The organism is Chryseobacterium pyrolae, assembly GCF_025153485.1.
Classification (GTDB): Bacteria; Bacteroidota; Bacteroidia; order Flavobacteriales; family Weeksellaceae; genus Chryseobacterium; species Chryseobacterium antibioticum.
The window spans coordinates 285,733-302,472 of the sequence record NZ_JANZQH010000001.1; the positions used below are offsets into that span (position 1 = coordinate 285,733).

Annotated in this window: 16 protein-coding genes; 7 read left to right on the forward strand and 9 right to left on the reverse strand. The window is 38.5% G+C overall.

The features are described from left to right. Window positions 1–22: 22 nt before the first annotated feature. Together NZD88_RS01285 and NZD88_RS01290 are read left to right on the forward strand one after the other, a co-directional pair. Window positions 23–1,963, forward strand: a complete 1,941-nt coding sequence (locus NZD88_RS01285) for a S9 family peptidase (protein WP_259826806.1) — start codon at window positions 23–25, stop codon at window positions 1,961–1,963. Window positions 1,964–2,122: 159 nt separating this feature from the next. Beyond that, window positions 2,123–2,914: a patatin-like phospholipase family protein gene (locus NZD88_RS01290; RefSeq protein WP_259826808.1), complete on the forward strand. Its 792-nt coding sequence runs from the start codon at window positions 2,123–2,125 to the stop codon at window positions 2,912–2,914. Between the two features lie 149 nt (window positions 2,915–3,063). On the opposite strand, the gene ade is transcribed toward NZD88_RS01290, so the two are convergent. The 6 genes from ade to NZD88_RS01320 all read right to left on the reverse strand — a co-directional run bounded on the left by ade (window position 3,064) and on the right by NZD88_RS01320 (window position 8,577). Further along, window positions 3,064–4,689, reverse strand: coding sequence for an adenine deaminase (ade, locus tag NZD88_RS01295; RefSeq protein ID WP_259826810.1), 1,626 nt, complete (start codon window positions 4,687–4,689; stop codon window positions 3,064–3,066). A gap of 169 nt (window positions 4,690–4,858) precedes the next feature. Further along, entirely contained in the window at window positions 4,859–5,305 is a 447-nt protein-coding gene (locus tag NZD88_RS01300) for a hypothetical protein (RefSeq protein WP_259826813.1), read from the reverse strand. A gap of 56 nt (window positions 5,306–5,361) precedes the next feature. Next, a complete protein-coding gene (locus NZD88_RS01305; RefSeq protein ID WP_259826815.1) occupies window positions 5,362–6,402 on the reverse strand; it encodes a hypothetical protein in 1,041 nt (346 codons plus the stop codon). A 9-nt stretch (window positions 6,403–6,411) separates the two neighbouring features. Continuing rightward, the gene (locus NZD88_RS01310) at window positions 6,412–7,113 is read right to left on the reverse strand and encodes an ABC transporter ATP-binding protein (protein ID WP_259826817.1); all 702 of its coding nucleotides are present in this window, start codon (window positions 7,111–7,113) and stop codon (window positions 6,412–6,414) included. An 82-nt stretch (window positions 7,114–7,195) separates the two neighbouring features. Further along, on the reverse strand, window positions 7,196–7,765 hold the full coding sequence (locus NZD88_RS01315; RefSeq protein WP_259826819.1) for a hypothetical protein: 570 nt from the start codon (window positions 7,763–7,765) through the stop codon (window positions 7,196–7,198). A gap of 311 nt (window positions 7,766–8,076) precedes the next feature. Next, complete coding sequence (locus tag NZD88_RS01320; RefSeq protein WP_259826821.1) at window positions 8,077–8,577, reverse strand: nuclear transport factor 2 family protein; 501 nt, start codon at window positions 8,575–8,577, stop codon at window positions 8,077–8,079. A 232-nt stretch (window positions 8,578–8,809) separates the two neighbouring features. On the opposite strand from NZD88_RS01320, the gene NZD88_RS01325 reads away from it, so the two are divergent. Then, complete coding sequence (locus NZD88_RS01325) at window positions 8,810–9,310, forward strand: GNAT family N-acetyltransferase (RefSeq protein WP_259826822.1); 501 nt, start codon at window positions 8,810–8,812, stop codon at window positions 9,308–9,310. A gap of 19 nt (window positions 9,311–9,329) precedes the next feature. Here NZD88_RS01325 and NZD88_RS01330 read toward each other — a convergent pair whose 3' ends face one another. Both NZD88_RS01330 and NZD88_RS01335 read right to left on the reverse strand, forming a co-directional pair. Then, the gene (locus NZD88_RS01330) at window positions 9,330–10,022 is read right to left on the reverse strand and encodes a LytR/AlgR family response regulator transcription factor (protein ID WP_259826823.1); all 693 of its coding nucleotides are present in this window, start codon (window positions 10,020–10,022) and stop codon (window positions 9,330–9,332) included. Beyond that, entirely contained in the window at window positions 10,019–11,077 is a 1,059-nt protein-coding gene (locus NZD88_RS01335; protein ID WP_259826824.1) for a sensor histidine kinase, read from the reverse strand. Before NZD88_RS01335 ends, NZD88_RS01330 begins: the two co-directional genes overlap by 4 nt. Window positions 11,078–11,162: 85 nt before the next feature. On the opposite strand from NZD88_RS01335, the gene NZD88_RS01340 reads away from it, so the two are divergent. Next, window positions 11,163–12,392, forward strand: a complete 1,230-nt coding sequence (locus tag NZD88_RS01340) for an acyltransferase family protein (RefSeq protein WP_259826825.1) — start codon at window positions 11,163–11,165, stop codon at window positions 12,390–12,392. A 55-nt stretch (window positions 12,393–12,447) separates the two neighbouring features. Here the strand turns inward: NZD88_RS01340 and NZD88_RS01345 are convergent, their stop codons facing one another. Continuing rightward, window positions 12,448–13,548 carry an alkene reductase gene (locus tag NZD88_RS01345; RefSeq protein WP_259826826.1) on the reverse strand — a complete coding sequence of 367 codons (1,101 nt, stop codon included), beginning with the start codon at window positions 13,546–13,548 and terminating at the stop codon, window positions 12,448–12,450. Between the two features lie 78 nt (window positions 13,549–13,626). Here NZD88_RS01345 and NZD88_RS01350 point away from each other — a divergent pair, with 78 nt between their 5' ends. The 3 genes from NZD88_RS01350 (at window position 13,627) to NZD88_RS01360 (ending at window position 16,672) form a co-directional block, all read left to right on the forward strand. Next, on the forward strand, window positions 13,627–14,484 hold the full coding sequence (locus NZD88_RS01350; RefSeq protein WP_259826827.1) for an AraC family transcriptional regulator: 858 nt from the start codon (window positions 13,627–13,629) through the stop codon (window positions 14,482–14,484). 123 nt (window positions 14,485–14,607) lie between these two features. Then, on the forward strand, window positions 14,608–15,486 hold the full coding sequence (locus NZD88_RS01355) for an alpha/beta fold hydrolase (RefSeq protein WP_259826828.1): 879 nt from the start codon (window positions 14,608–14,610) through the stop codon (window positions 15,484–15,486). Window positions 15,487–15,541: 55 nt separating this feature from the next. Continuing rightward, a complete protein-coding gene (locus NZD88_RS01360) occupies window positions 15,542–16,672 on the forward strand; it encodes an alpha/beta hydrolase-fold protein (RefSeq protein WP_259826829.1) in 1,131 nt (376 codons plus the stop codon). Window positions 16,673–16,740 lie beyond the last annotated feature (68 nt).

Here is a 16,740-nt window from a genome sequence, read left to right on the forward strand (position 1 = left end):
AAATTCAGGCAAAAATTTAACAATGAAAAACAAATATATTGTTTTGGCTCTGTCGCTGGCCGGGCTTCTGTCTGCACAGACGAAAAATGAGTTTGTGAGTCCTAACGAGAATCTCATTGCCGAGAATATTCTGCCTATTCCCAAAACCCTGAATCAGGCTATTAAGAAATATTCTGAAAGCAGGAATGCAGGGATTGCGAGCATTCATCCCAACGGGAAAGAAATCATTGCAGTGACCCGTTTTGCATCCACGAATCAGCTTCATAAAATTTCTGTGCCCATGGGAGCGAGAAAGCAACTTACATTCTTTGATGAACCTGTCAATACAGCCTCCTATGAGCCCGTAAAAGGAGAATATTTGATCTACACCAAAGATACCGGAGGAAATGAATTCGGGCAGCTTTTTAAGCTTGATCTGAAAACCATGGAATCCAAACTTCTTACCGATGGCGGAAGATCCCAGAACGGAGGAATGATCTGGAAAAAAGACGGCTCAGGATTTTATTTTTCATCGACCAAAAGAAACGGTGGCGACAGGGATATTTATTACATGAATCCTTCAAAACCGGAAGATACACAGTTGGTTCTTGAAGTAAAAGGCGGCGGCTGGGGAATCTCTGATCTGTCCGAAGACGGTAAAAAACTATTGATCACTGAATATGTGTCTGCCAACGATTCCTATTTGTATATCTACGATCTGGAATCCAAAAAACTAGAACCAATCACTGATAGAAAAGAGAAAGGTGTGGTCCAGAGTGGTGCTTCTTTCAGTAAAAATCCGGATGAAATTTTTTATGTTACGGACCGGAACAACGAATTCAGCAGATTGGCCGTTTTAAATTTGAAAACCAAAAAGACAGACTATCTTACCACTTCCATTCCCTGGAACGTAGAAGATTACGATCTTTCCAAAGATCAGTCTAAACTTGCTTTTATCACCAATGAAAGCGGAATCAATAAATTGTACATCCTTGATGCGGCTACCAAAAAATATGTGCCGGTAAGCCAGATTCCAATCGGATTGATCGGTGGGGTGAAATTTTCTAACGATGGGAAGTCTCTTTATTTCTCAAGATCCGCAGCAAATTCCGGGTCCGATATTTATAAAATGGATATGGCCACTCAGAATATAGAAAGATGGACAGAAAGTGAGCAGGGAGAAATGCAGCCTGCAGATATGTCCGTTCCTAAATTGATCGAATGGAAAGGTTTTGACAATATGAAGATCTCCGGGTTTTATTATCCGGCGTCATCGAAATTTACAGGAAAAAGACCGGTTATTATTAACATCCATGGAGGCCCGGAAGGGCAGTCTATGGCTTCTTCAATAGGTTCTTCCAACTACTTTACCAATGAAATGGGGGTAGCCATGATCTATCCTAATGTAAGAGGATCTTCCGGCTTCGGAAAGACATTCATCGCAGCAGATAACTGGGATCTGAGAATGAATTCCGTAAAAGATATCGGAAGTCTTCTGGATTGGATTGCAAAACAACCTGAACTGGATAAAGACAGGATTATGATCATGGGCGGAAGTTACGGTGGATTTATGACCTTAGCCACCGCTTATGAATATGCCGATAAAATCAGATGCTCTGTAGATATTGTTGGAATCTCTGATTTTAATACCTTCCTTAAAAATACGGAAGAATACAGAAGAGATTTAAGAAGAGTAGAGTACGGCGATGAAAGAATTCCTAAAATGGCCGAATTCTTCACTAAAATTGCCCCATTGAATAATATTGACAAAATTAAAAAGCCAATGTTTATCATTCAGGGGACCAATGATCCGAGAGTTCCTGTTACGGAAGCTGTTCAGATGAGAGATAAGCTGAAAGCTCAGGGAAAAACAGTATGGTATCTGGAGGCTAAAAACGAAGGCCACGGATTCAGAAAAAAAGAAAATGTAGATTTTCAGCGTCTTGCAGTGATCAGATTCATGCAGGAATATCTGCTGAAATAAATAGAATCTATACTGATATAGGTAAGCCTGAAGTTTTTCAGGCTTTATGTTTTTAGTGATTTATGGATTTTACGGATCGAATCATATAGAATAATTCTAAAATAAAAGATTTATGAAATTTAATCTGAATTTTCCACCCCGTTTTCTTACATTTATTCTATGAATTTTGAGAGAAAAGGGCTGGTTTTGTCAGGCGGCGGTACCAAAGGGATTGCCCATGCAGGAGTGTTAAAATTCTTGAACGAAAAAAACATTGATATAGACGTGCTTTCCTGCTGCAGCGCAGGATCTATTGTGGGATGTCTGTATGCGGTGGGAAAAACACCGGATGAGATCCTGGAGTTCTTCAATTCGATTTATTTCTTCAACTGGAAACATTTTGCTTTCAACCAGCCGGGACTGGTTTCTTCCGTTATTTTCCGGAATTATCTTAAACCCATCTTCCATGATATGAAGTTAGGGGATCTGAATAAGGAAGTGAAAATCGTAGCAACGGAGCTGGTTTCCGGAACTCAGAAAATATTTGATGAAGATTTTAAAGTGGTCGATGCCATTATTGCCTCATGTTCTATTCCGGGAGTGACAACGCCGTACATCATTGGTGAGGAAATGTACTGTGACGGTGGAGTATTGAATAATTTTCCCGCAGATATTATCAGAGAAGAATGCGATAAACTGATCGGTGTTTTTGTTTCTCCTCCCCACGATATTAATATCAAAGATTTAAAATCGATCAAAGCCATTGTTTCCCGTTCGTATGATCTGCTTTCCTATAGAATAGAAAAAGGGAAATTCGATTATTGTGACTGGTTTATTTCTTCCCAGAAACTGTCTTCATACGGAACTTTTGAACGGGGAAAAGACCGGTTGGAAGAGATTTTCAATATCGGGTATATGATGGCTGAAGAAAGCTTTCCCGGCAGCAAGTTTTCTGATCTGAAGATTGTTTGATAAGGTTATTTGACCCAATTAAGGTTGAAGAGCTTTCTTTTTAATACGGCAAAGGAAACTGACACTGGAAGAAAAAAAATTACCTGCATCAGAAATGACAACGAACAGTAACTTCCATCCTCCCTCTTCCAGCTTCCAATCCTTTAAATTTAAATAAATACATCCGTAAACTGAAATTCTTTTCCGTTAAACAACCCCTTATCACTGAGTTTCAGTTCGGGAATGACGAGCAATGCCATAAATGATAAACTCATATAAGGAGCTTTAAGTGTGCTTCCTAATTCTTTAGCGTATTGATCCAGTTTAATATATTGAGCAGCTACTTCCTCAGCATTAAGGTTCGTCATAATTCCGGCAATGGGCAGCTCCAAAACCATTTCCTCATCCTTGGTGGCCAGTGAAATTCCTCCCTGCGCTTTTATGATGGCGTTGACCGCTTTACACATATCATCATCATTGGTGCCTGCAACCACAATATTATGGGAGTCATGGGCTACACAGGATGCTATAGCACCAGATTTAAGTCCAATATTTTTAATAAAAGCAACAGCAGGCTTTTCATCCCTGTACCGGTTGACTACCGCGATCTTTAAGATATCATTTTCAATGTCAGATTCGGCATAGCCATTGACAACTAAAGTAGGTAAGTGGAGTTCGTTGGTGATCAGCTGTCTGTCTAAAACCTCTATCACACGGATGTGGCTGCCTGAACTTTTTAATTGAAAATCAGCAGGCTCTTTGGGGCTGCAATTGAAATTGTTAACTACAGGAGCCGGAACGGATTCGATATGAGATCTATTGTTTTCTGCAACCAGTTGCCCTTTGATATATGTTTTTAAAATCTTAAAACTTTCCGGATTGTCAATCTGAATAAAATCTGCATTGTCACCCGGCTGTAATAATCCGACCGGAAGCTGATAGTGTTTGATGACATTGTATGAGGCAGCCCTCAAAACATCAAACAGATCATAGCCCAAATCCAGTGCACGTTTTACATGGTAATTAATATGAGATTCTATGAGATCATCAGGATGCTTGTCATCACAACAAAACATGATTTGATCAGGATATTCTTTCAGGAGCGGGATAAGGGTGTCAAAATTTTTGGCAGCACTTCCTTCACGGATAAGCACCTTGACACCGAATTTCAGTTTTTCCAGGGCTTCCGGATAACTGAAACATTCATGGTCTGTCGTAATACCAGCGCTAAAATAGGCTTCCATGTTTTCACCCATAAGTCCCGGAGCATGCCCGTCTATGGGTTTTTTATATTTTTTTGCAATTTCTATTTTTTTCAGGACTTCCGGATCTTTGTAAATGACCCCCGGAAAATTCATCATTTCTGCTAAATAGATAATGTCCTCACGGGAGAGCAAATGATCTATATCTGCGGAGTCAATAACAGCACCCGCAGTTTCAAAGTTGGTAGCTGGAACACACGAGGGTGCCCCAAAATAAAAATGAAAGAGAACCTGTTTGGCATTGTCAATCATGTATTCAACTCCGGGAACACCAAGAACATTGGCTATTTCATGCGGGTCCGAAATGGTTCCCACACTGCCATGTTTCACGGCAATCCGTGCAAATTCTGAAGGAAGAAGCATGCTGCTTTCTATATGAACATGAGCATCAATAAAGCCCGGTAAAATATAGGTTTCGGGAGTTTCGTCAATCCTCTTTATGGAAGTAATTTTGCCATGATTGATGGTGACTTCTGCCGGGTAGATTTCTCTGGCAACAACATCTATCAGATTTGATTTTACTGAAAATAGCATTTCTATCAATTTAGTATGATGCTTCAATATAAGGATTAATCACAAAACAATCGTCCAGCAGTCCAGAATTTTTTACTAAGAATAAATTTCACGAAAAGAAATGGTACTGAATTCTAACTATTTAATGAAGCAGAAAAAAAATCCACTCTATAGAATGGATTTCTGTATGTTAATTTTTTACTACTTGTGCGTCCTGGCGTACAATTTCACGATCGTTTTCATCATTTACAGTAAGGGTGTAAGGGGCTTTGGAAGCTGAGTCCGTAAGATAATTCCTCCAAACCTGATAATTGTAACCTTCATTCACAAAATTGAAATAGTAATTGCCTCCCGAACCGTCGGGGATCAATTCACCATCACTGATGATCATACTTGGTTTTGAAGTGATTTTAGCATTAGCAGCCCATGACTGGTAAAGATATTTTCCATTGGGTTGTTTGTCTATTCTGATCTTAAACTTTTTCGTTTTGATGATCACTGTTTTGGGTACCTTTTGAAAAGGCTGTACTTCATTAGATGCATGTTGGGTATTGATTGTCGCAGATGGCTTTTCTGTTGCATAGGCTAAAGAAAACTGAGTCATGCAGAATGCGCCTAGTAAAATCTTTTTGATCATTATCATTGAGTTATTGGTTAGATGCAAACCCAATCAAATATGAAGCCATTTGATGCTTACCTTAAGACTGTCTCATTGATCCATGTGTTCAGTTCCATGGTATTTCTGAGCGTTTTCAGAAACCAGGTATTTGTTTTATAACCTTTAGTATATTGAGGAATATATACATTTAAGCCTTTTCTGAAATTAAAAAAACTGAGATGGATGTTTTTTCTTAAAAATTCAAGACGCCTGTTCAGCCATTTTCTTTCATCCGAAGAACCGGATTGGTGATGCCTGATTAAAACTTCAATGATGGAGGTGTCGATTCTTTCTGAATCTCTAAGCATTTTATCCAGGGCATTCGTCAGCAATTCATCATTAAGAAAATTAATATGAGGCAGGTTATCGTCATTATTCTGAAAAAGGTGTTCAAATTCAATATCGTGAAGCAGGCTGTGCGCTCCATGCATGAGTTCTGAAGCTGAGTTGTAGCCATCATTATCCTTCGCAATAAATACAGCCGGAATGTCCATTTCCAGACGTCTGTAAGCCTCAATTTTATGATGCCCGTCCAAAACAAAAGCACTGCTCATCAGCGGATCCTGATTATAGAGACTGTAAAAGATAACAGGCTTCGGACAGCTTCCTTTTTTAATAAGATCGGTATAATAGTCTACTCGTTTTGGATCAATGCTTTTACCCTCCAGCGTGTACAGGTAATTAAAATCTTCAAAAGGGTAGAACCAACCTGAAAATTTCTGACTACCGTCAGGATTTTCATCAGCAGGTAAAGGCCTGCTCATATAAAAGTTGGAATGTTCAAATGGTATTTTACCAAGATTGACCTGATAGGTGCCGCTTTCAAAGAGATGAAGGAAATCCTCAATACCAGATAAGATTTCAGCTTCTGTTCCTTCGGTAAGCGCCTGGTTAAGATTATCAGACAATATGATTTTATCCTTCTCTGAAAGTTCTGATACCGCATAATATTCACCCACACTTCCCCGGGAATCCGGCCAGTTAACGGCCACAGGACGCCTGATGATCAAGCAGCTGGCGAAACCATCGTACAGAGCTTTGATGATGCCCTGTCCGTGAGTGATGTGAATTTCCATTGAAAATAATTAAGAAACGGCGGTGTAGCTAGCAAAAGCTTCTTCCAAACTGTTAAATCTACCTTTAAATTCATCAATAGGGCAATCCTGAAGAATATTTCCCTTATGAATCAGAATAACCCGTGAACACAAGGCTTCTACTTCCTGCATAATGTGTGTAGAAAGAAGTACCGTTTTTTGCTGTCCGATCTCTTTCACGACATTTCTGATCTCAATGATCTGGTTAGGATCCAGACCGTTAGTAGGTTCATCCAGGATCAACAGGTCCGGCTGGTGAATGATGGCCTGTGCGAGTCCCACTCTCTGTTTGTATCCTTTCGAAAGCTGTCCGATCTTTTTTGATTTCTCAGGAGTGATGCCTACCAGTTCGATCACTTCATCTACTCTGGCTGAAGAAATTTTATGGATATTGGCTACAAACTGAAGGTATTCTTTGACGTACATTTCCAGATACAGCGGATTGTTTTCAGGAAGAAAACCGATCTTTTTCTTGCTTTCAATCTCGTTTTCAGAAATATTCATTCCATTAAAGATGATTTCACCCTGATCAATTTTCAGGGCACCGACAATAGATTTCATCAGGGTAGATTTTCCGGCTCCGTTGGGACCCAGAAGGCCAATGATTTCATTTTTATCAATAGAAATATTGATGTTGTCCAGTGCAGTCTGTTCTCCAAACTTTTTCGTTAAATTGATGATCTGAAGTGGCATAATTCTTAATGTCTTTCTACAAAAGTAAAAATAAAAAACTCATTCGGATGAATGAGTTCAGTATTATTGAGAAATAATCCTGTTATTTCCTTGATTTCTTGTTTTTATTGCTGCTGTTTGAAGCGGGTAGAGCAGTAGATGCCTGGGTTGAACCGGGTTTTGTTCCATTGGTGCGATTGATGGTCGCAGACTTATCATACATCGCTGCTTTTCCGTTGGCCTTTCCAAAAACCTTTTCCACTTGTTTTTGATTTAAAAACTGTGATTTTCCAACATATTTACGGTTTTTATTGATATACTGAATAAACTGAACCGTTGGCTGGCCATAGTTTCTCTCATAGTGAAGCTCAATGATATCGTTGGGAAGTTCCAGGATAATATTTTCGTCCGGAGTGGATATAAAGCCGTCTATGATCAGTTTATACAAACCGGAAACGTCACCATCAAGGTTCTGAAATGAAAAAGATCTGATAGTATTTAGGTTACTGGTATTAAGATCCTGATAATTGATCGTAAACTTATCCGCTTTTTTATATAAACCTACAGAATTATCTTTGCCAATTTCCACCAAACTTTCATTTTTCAGCACTTTAATCTGTGAGAAAACTGAAATGCCGAACATACATGTAATGAGTAGAATTATTTTTTTCATGTAGAGGGGATTTTAATGTTTTAATTAAATTTGTGTTTTTAAAATTACTAATAATAATGCTTCAAAACAATTTTATTAGTTTAAGCAAAAGTAATACTTTTTTTTAATATCCATAATGGCTGTTCTTCTTGTATTATGGATTTCACTGGCTGTGCAGTTCTTTGTAAATCATCTGTTTGTGGACTTATGATCAAGAGAGCTAGTAAAAATGTGGAATATGTTACAGTGATTTCATTAAGTTTCTCATTTATTTAATGTGTTGATTTACAGGTGTTAATTTTTTTGAAGTAAAGTTTCTTTTTAATTTAAATTTAATGTCCATAGCTGACGACTCTTGAAATTTTCCAGCCATCAGAGGTCTTTTTCCAGATGTGAACAAACTTAAAGCTTCCACAATTGATCAATGAACCATTGTCAAGGCGGCAAAACTGATGGATGCCTGTCTGTACAGCGCCATAATCTTTGATGGGATAAACTTCTACAGAACCCGGAACTAGAACTCTTCGGGTATAGCTGTAGTTTTTAGCAACTCTGCTGAAATTATCAACGGTTTCCTGATAGTTGGCCAGACCTCCTACATCGTGGAAGAATTCAAGATCTGGAGTAAAGAAAGTTTTCAATTGATCGATATTTCCGGAGTTAGCAGCACCAAAAAGCAGACTGTCTTTTTCCATGATCGTATCATAGAGTTCTTTTGAAACAGGGGTGTAAGATTTCGACTGGGCAAAAGTTTTTACCCCTAATGAACAGCACAACAGGATTGAAAATAAGTGAATGATAAGTTTTTTTTCATATTTCGAGCTTTTAACCATTAAACAAATTGTAAAAGACTGTTTTTTTGTTGTTCAATTTATTCAAAGATAATTAATTATGGTTCTGATATTATTAAAGGATGAAAGTTTTCTTACTGATCAACAGGACGTTTAAAAACTATCATTCTGAAAGGGTCTGCTTACTTGAAACAGAGGAGATGAAAATCGCTTTATTACGGTTGATGATGGTATATAATTTGTACTTTTACTTCTACTACTATACTTTTTCAATATGAATATTCTCCATCAGGATCAGAACTTTATTATCCGTCAGTTTTTAGCTCAAGAGCAAGCCTTGTTTTGTGACCTTTTTGAAGACGGGGAGGTCACAAAATATCTTCCTTATCGTTCCCGTGAGCAGTATAAGGAAATGTTCGAAGTAGCTCTGGAGGATTATGCTAAAGGTCCGTTCGGTCGCTTTGGAATATTTGATGTTGAAAACAATGATTTTATAGGCATGTGCCTTGCCAGAAACTTTGCGGATGTATCCGGCCAGATTGAAATTGGATATACTTTGAGCAAAAAATATTGGGGTAAAGGAATTGCAACGGAAGTAAGCCGTGCTTTAGTGCAGTATTGTTTGGAAAATACAGAGGAAAATGAAATTGTAGCCGTAACTAACCAAGACAACATCGGCTCACAAAAAGTTTTGGAAAAAGCAGGCTTTAGCCGCATAGATAATCTGAAAAGGTCTGATGGTGAATTGGCTTATTACCTCGTAAAACGCAGTTAGGTGGGTGTTGTTTTATGGATTAAATGGAGCCCTTTGAAACCCTTGCTACAAAAGCATCAAATTCACTTTTATAGCTCCTGCCTACAGGGATATGATAGGACCCCAGCAGTACTTCATGATTGTTAAAAGCAGTAACGAATTGAGAATTGATCATAAAGGAACGGTGAATTCTCACAAATCCTTTCCCGGATAATACAGATTCCATATCGGTTATAGTCCGCTTTGAAATAAGAGTTTCATTGCTGATCAAAACAATTTTGATATCGTTTCCATGACTTTCAAAGTAAACGATTTCCTGAATCAAAACTTTCCGGCTCATTCCTTCTGTTTTGATGATGATAAAATCCTCCCGGGAATCTGTCCTGTGTCTTAAAACCCGCTCCACAGATTTGAAAAAGCGCTCAAAAGTAACGGGTTTCAACAGATAATCCACCGCTTCCAGCTCAAAACCTTCTATGGCAAAATCGCGGTAAGCGGTTGTAAAAATAGTGGGCGGTTTCCGGGTCAGCGACTTCAAAAACTCAATTCCGGTCAGATGAGGCATCTGAATATCCAGAAACATAAGGTCTACAGATTTTGTCTGCAGAAGTTGGTAGGCCTCCATCGCATGTTCAGCTTTTCCGGCCAGTTTTAAATGGTCGATTCTGGAAATATGTTTTTCAAGCAATGCCGCGGCCAGAGGTTCGTCATCTACAATGATACAGTTGATCATAGTGTTGTGGGAGTTTTTATTTCGACTTTAAAAGTATTGTTTTCTTTTGAAACAGTGAGTGTAAAATCATCATGATAATGCAACCGGAGCTGCTTTTCTATATTTTTTAGGCCGATGCCTTCATGACCATTATTTTCGCCATTTTCAAAGGTATTTTCAATCCTGAAAACGGAATAAGGACCCTCAGAAGAACCTTCAATTCTAATCTCTGTCTGATCCGTACTTTTACCGGCTCCATGTTTAAAGGCATTTTCAACCAATGTGAGGTATAGAAGGGGAGGAATTGCTGCAGCAGGACTGAAGCTGGCTGTTTTACTGATCTTCAGCCTTCCTTCGCTGTATCTTAGGCTTTCCAGTTCGATATAATGATCAATAACAGTGAGTTCCTCAGATATGAAAACTTCATTCTTCGAACCTTTGTATAAAATGTAATCCAAAATATCAGAAAGCCTGCTGATGGATTCCGAAGTTTTCTCCGAATGACTGAGCGAAAGAGAATAAATATTATTCAGCGTATTGAACAGGAAGTGGGGATTCAGCTGGGATTTCAGGGATCTTAGCTCCAGTTCTGCTTTTTCTTTTTGCAGTTGTATCGTATTTTCTTTTTCATCTTTATACCGGATCATAAACATCACGGAGACAAAAATAAAGGCTCCGCTGATGATCGGAAAAGTATAACAAGTCAAAAGATAACCGATATCTGTAAAAATACTGAACAGGTTGTCCTGTGGTTCATTGATGAAAAAAGGTTCAGCCAAATAGATGATGAATATTCGATTGACCACAGAGATTACATATAAACTGACAATAAGGTATAATGAAAAAAGAACGTATTTTTTGCGGTCAAAAAAGTTTCTGAACAGAATGTAATAGATGAAATAGGCTCCGATCATCTGAAATATCCAGTGACAGAAGTTGTAAATGATACTATCGGTTGATATTCCGTCATGGTGCGCTCCATAGTTTCTGGCTGTTCCGAATAAGAATAAAGCGGCCCAAAAAAACAGTTGGAAAAAGGTATTCCGCTTTAGATTATTTTCAGCTTTTAATTTCATAGCCTTCAAAAATATAAAATCCTGAGGCAAGCCTGTCATTTTTTGATGAAATGAAGAGAATTAATGCCAGACAACTTCATGAGCAGTGCAGATAGCAGATTGTACTGTTGACACTCATATCCATGGTTTCTGTCATCATCAGCCCAAAAAAGGAGGCTGTTTTACAACATTTGCAGAAAAAAATATGCCTGTGGACCATCATTCTTCTGAGAGACTTTACGGACTGGATCATTTACGAGCTTTAGCGATTCTGTTGGTTTTGATGTATCATTACCGTGCATTTAAACACCCTGCGTGGATTGATACTATTGGAAAATTCGGATGGACGGGAGTAGATCTGTTCTTTGTACTGAGCGGATTTTTAATATCCGGACAGCTTTTTAAAGAAATTGAAAAGAGTGGAAGTATCAGTTTGAAAACATTTTTTACCAAACGTTTTTTCAGGATCATTCCGCCTTATTGTTTTACTCTTTTCCTGTATTTTGCTTTTCCGTTTTTCAGAGAACGGGAATCATTATCTTCCTTCTGGAAATTTGTCACTTTTACCCAGAATTACGGGCTGGATGTCATTAACCGCGGAACATTTTCACATGCCTGGTCTCTGTGTATTGAAGAACAGTTTTATCTTCTTCTGCCTTTAATGCTTTTGATTGCGGTGAAGACCAAAGTGCTGAGGTATACCGTATTCTTTGCAGTGATCCTCATTCTCTTTTCTATGACTGCCCGATTCACCTTATGGGAAAATTCTATTGTTCCAGTGCTGGATACTGAAGATTTTTGGAAGGAATGGTATATGAAAATATATTATCCCACGCATACACGTCTGGATGGCCTGGCAGTAGGAGTTTTGGTTGGTTTTTTCATGCAGTATTCATCGAGGTTTCAAAGAATGGTTCATGACAACGGGAACCAACTTTTTATTTTTGGAGCAGTCCTGTTGGGAATATCATTCCGGATCTGTAATGACCAGGTTTCAAAGGGAGCTTCTGTTTTTGGATTTACTTGTGTGGCGTTCAGTTATGGGATTATTTTGATGTCAGCAGTTTCAAGATCTTGCTTTCTTTTTAAATCGAAATCATATATGACGGCAGAGTTGGCAGGGCTTTCCTATGCCGTTTACCTTTCGCATAAAGGGATGATCCATATGATTCAATATGGTCTTGACAAACTTGGAATGGAAACATCAGACAATATTTGTCTTTTAATTTGTCTTTTGGGATGTATTGCCGGAGGATTATTTTACAGGTTTGTGATTGAAAAACCGTCTTCAAAACTTAAATACAGGATTTTAAGTAAAAAATCAGGCCCCAATTGATTAAATATAATATCCCTGGAGCAGGTGTCCGGGGATATTAGAATCATTTTTTGCTTTAATAATGGGTACATTTGCTCATAGAGATGCTGGGATAGTCAATATATCCTTTGTCACCGCCGTGATAAAAAGTTTCCTCATCCCAATCTGCCAATGGAAGATTATTTTTGATCCGTTCCACCAAATCTGGATTTGAAATATACAGCTGACCGAAAGCCACTAGATTCACAAGTCCGGTCTGCAGGATCTCTTCAGCTGTTTCTACGGTAAAGCCACCTGCAATCATTATGATGTTTTTAAAACGCTTTCGGGCGTTCTGCAGAAAACTGACAGGAATTGAAGGATGTCCATTGGTCATAGCATTAGAAAAATGAACGTACAGAATATCCAGTTTCTGTAGCTCATCAAGGATATATTCATGGGTTGCCAATTCTTCAGGATAAGTTTTCAAATCATAAATTTCCCGGAAAGGCGAAAGTCTGATACCTACCTTGTTCTTTCCCACTGCAGAGACAACTTCACGCATGACTTCGAACAGAAACCGGGTTCTGTTTTCTATACTTCCACCATATTCATCTGTTCGGATATTGCTTAGGGGATTAATAAACTGGTCGATCAGAAAACCGTGGGCAGCATGAATTTCAACACCATCAAATCCTACTTCTACGGCATTGAGCGCAGCCTGTTTAAAAGTATTGACCCAGAATGGAATGTCTTCTGTGCGGATAGAAACGGGTAAGGTCATGGGCTGATAGCTGTTATCGGGAATACGGATGGTTTCATTCACAGCTATGGCAGATGATGATAGTAAAGGTTCGTTATTTTGGATAGCCGGATGCCCCACACGGCCTGCCTGTACCAGTTGGGCAAATATTTTCCCGCCCTTTGCGTGAACGCCTTCAACCACTTTTTTCCAGGCCTGTTTTTGTTCTTCCGTGTATATTCCAGGTGTATTCATATAAGCACCACCATTGGAGGAAACAGCAATGTTGTCTGAAATTAATAACCCGGCACCTGCTCTTTGCTGATAGTAGGTAATCATGGATGATGACGGTATTCCTTTAGCTGCTCTTCGACGGTTCATAGGAGCCATTACAATCCTGCTGGAAAGCGAAATGTTTTCACTGATGAAGGGGACCGTTAATTTTTTGTGTAACATAATTTTTTTGACAAATTTAGCTTAGGCCAATAGGCAAAAACAGGGATATCGAGCGGTTTTTTTTGTACATTTCGGGTAATGAAAGCTAAACATTTACATAAACCCTTAGATATATTGGTTTCAGATATGGAGCACTGGAATGAGCGTCCGCTGATTTACCAGTTCTTCGAAATCGTACAGATCATAGAAGGTGAAGGGACCAGGATTGTTAATGAAAACAAATTTTCATACACTAAAGGGAGTATTTTTTTATTCACTCCATTGGATTGCAGAGGTTTTGAGAGCCTTACCCATACACGGTATTGTTCCATCCGGTTTTCTGAAGTTTTTCTTGAACAGTACAAAAACCAGCATGAAAAAGAGAAAGTCATAGAATGGCTGAAGCAACTGGAAGCTATTTTCACGCATCATAACCGTTTTGAAGAGGTGCTGATCAAAGAGCAGAGAGACTGTGAGATGATCACTTCATTAATTGAAAGTATGGTCGTGGAATACAACGGAAAAGCTTCCTATTTCAATGAAAACTTACAGCATCTGGTGATTCTTGTTTTAAATATTATTTCCCGCAACGTCAATCCTCAGCAGGTAATATCAAACGCAACGATGGATGAACCTCTGATCAATAAAATACTGGTTTATCTGCATCAGCATATACACTGTCCTAAAAATTTAAGGATAAAACATCTGGCGGGGCAATTTAACCTGTCTGCCAATTATATTGGTGAGTATTTTAAAAATCTTACCGGAAACAGTTTACACTGCTATCTGACTCAATATAAGATGAATATGGTAGAACAGCGACTGATGTACAGTGAGCACTCCATAGGACAAATTGCGGATGACTTAGGCTTCTCTGATGAAAGTCATTTAAGCAGACAGTTTAAGAAACACAAGGGAATGACAGCGGTGGCTTTCCGAAAGCAGTTTAAAAGCTAAGTTTTAAAATTCACCTTTAATCATTTTTTTTAGACTAATCCCGTGTGGTGTATAAGTTGTAACTTAGCCATACAAATGGATGCTCGGAGCCGTATTGAAATTGAGACAGATAAGAGAATTTTTATGGAAATAAGTCAGTTCAAATCAGAAGAAGTGCATCAGAAATTTCTTGCCTTGTACCATGATGCCATGAAGAAACTGCCCATACCGCAGGATACATTCGATATAAATACTGCTTATGGGACGGTAAGAGTCTATCGGTTTGGAAATCGGGGAGGGATTCCTATTCTTCTCTTTTCTGGCAGGGCAGCCTCAACTCCTATGTGGGAACCCAATATTACCGGACTCCTTAAGACTCATGATGTGTATTCTATGGATCTGCTGGGAGAACCTGGTTTAAGTATTCAGACAAATCCGATCAAAGATCATAAACAACAGGCCGCTTGGGTAGAAGATGTCCTGATGCAGTTAAACTTAACAAAAGTACATCTGCTGGGTGTTTCTTTCGGAGGATGGACTGTTGTCAATTATGCAGTCTATTACCCAAAATACATTGTATCAATCATTGTACTGGATCCGGCACTGGTTTTTGCGCCCTTTTCTCTAAAGATCATTCTTTTTTCTTTGATTGCCACTCTTCCTTTTGTATCCGAATATTGGCGTCAAAAATCAATGAGCTGGATTTCCGGTGGAGCAGAAGTTGATTCACAAAATTCCACTTCCCGCCTTATTTCGATTGGATTAAAAAACTTTACGATCAAAACACCGGCGCCTAAACAGTTTACCGTTGAACAGTTAAATTCTATTCATGCACCCATACTGGTCATTTTTGCCGGAAAAAGCATAGTGCATGATTCTGCTAAGGCTTTGGTTCGCGCAAAGAGTCTCTCCAATCATGTTGAGGCTGAAGTTTGGCCGGCGGCTTCCCATGCAATTAGCGGAGAATTCCCAAATGAAATCAATGAAAGGGTTAATAAATTCCTTTCAGGTCTGATCTTGTAAATTTTCAGAGAAATATCTTTGGATCATGAATTTTTTATACTTTAAAATTAAAATAATGCAGTACCCACAAAAAATATCTTTAATCTTTGTTTTATTTTCTTCGATCGTCTTTTCACAGGCTTATACAACTTCTTCAACCGCTTTACCCGAAAAGGAGTTTCCGAAAATAAATTCAGAGAGAAAAACAGAATTCCATGTCTATTTTCCGGATGCAAAATCGGTCACTTTAGATGGAGGTGACGGATTGAAAAATATACAATCATCTATTTCAAAAGATAAAAATGGCTTTTGGAATATTTCAACTTCGCCTATGGAAGTAGGGTTTCATTACTACTGGTTGAATGTGGATGGGAAACGCACCAATGATCCCAATACCCAGCTGTATTTTGGGTATGGCCAGCCCACCAGCGGAATTGAAGTTCCTTCGGGGGAAGATTTCTTTTTAAAGAAAAATGTAAAGCATGGCAAAATCGTTAATGACAGTTTAAATTCAAAAATAACAAAAGGCAAGCGAAATTTTAAAGTATACCTCCCACCAAATTACGGATCGAAAAAATTACCCGTTTTATATCTTTATCATGGAACCGGAGAAGATGTTACGGGATGGGAAAAACAAGGGTATATCCTGAATATTCTGGATCATCTTTTTGCGGAGAAAAAAGCTCAGGAAATGATTGTGGTGATGGATTATGGAGTTGCACTGAATCCGGAACAGGAAAAAATGCCGGACAATTATTCCAGAACTGTCCTTTCTTCCAAAAACCTTGACAATATTGTTACTCAGGAACTGATTCCTTACATAGAAAAGAAATATAAAACTTCCAATAAGAAAGCTATTGCAGGACTTTCCCGCGGAAGTTATCAGGCGATGCTTATCGGAGTTAAGAATCCGGAGCTATTTTCGGCCATCGGAGTTTTTAGTCCGGTCATTTATGAAGGGACTAAAACAGATCCTTTTAAAGAACTTCCTATCGGGAATTTATTAAAATCAAAGAAAAAGCCTTACTTTTTTATCGGAATCGGAGAGAAAGAAAGTCCGATGTTTCATGAATTTAATGAGGTATTAACCTCTTTTTTAAATCAAAACAAATATCCCTATTTCTTGTACAAATCTCCGGATACTTACCACGAATGGCTTACCTGGAGAAGATCTTTGTATCAGTTTACACAGCAGATTTTTAAGTAAGAAAGAGATGGATAAGCAGGTAATTTGTGATCTGATCCGGTTGCTTCACCATTGAAATTTTCTGATGT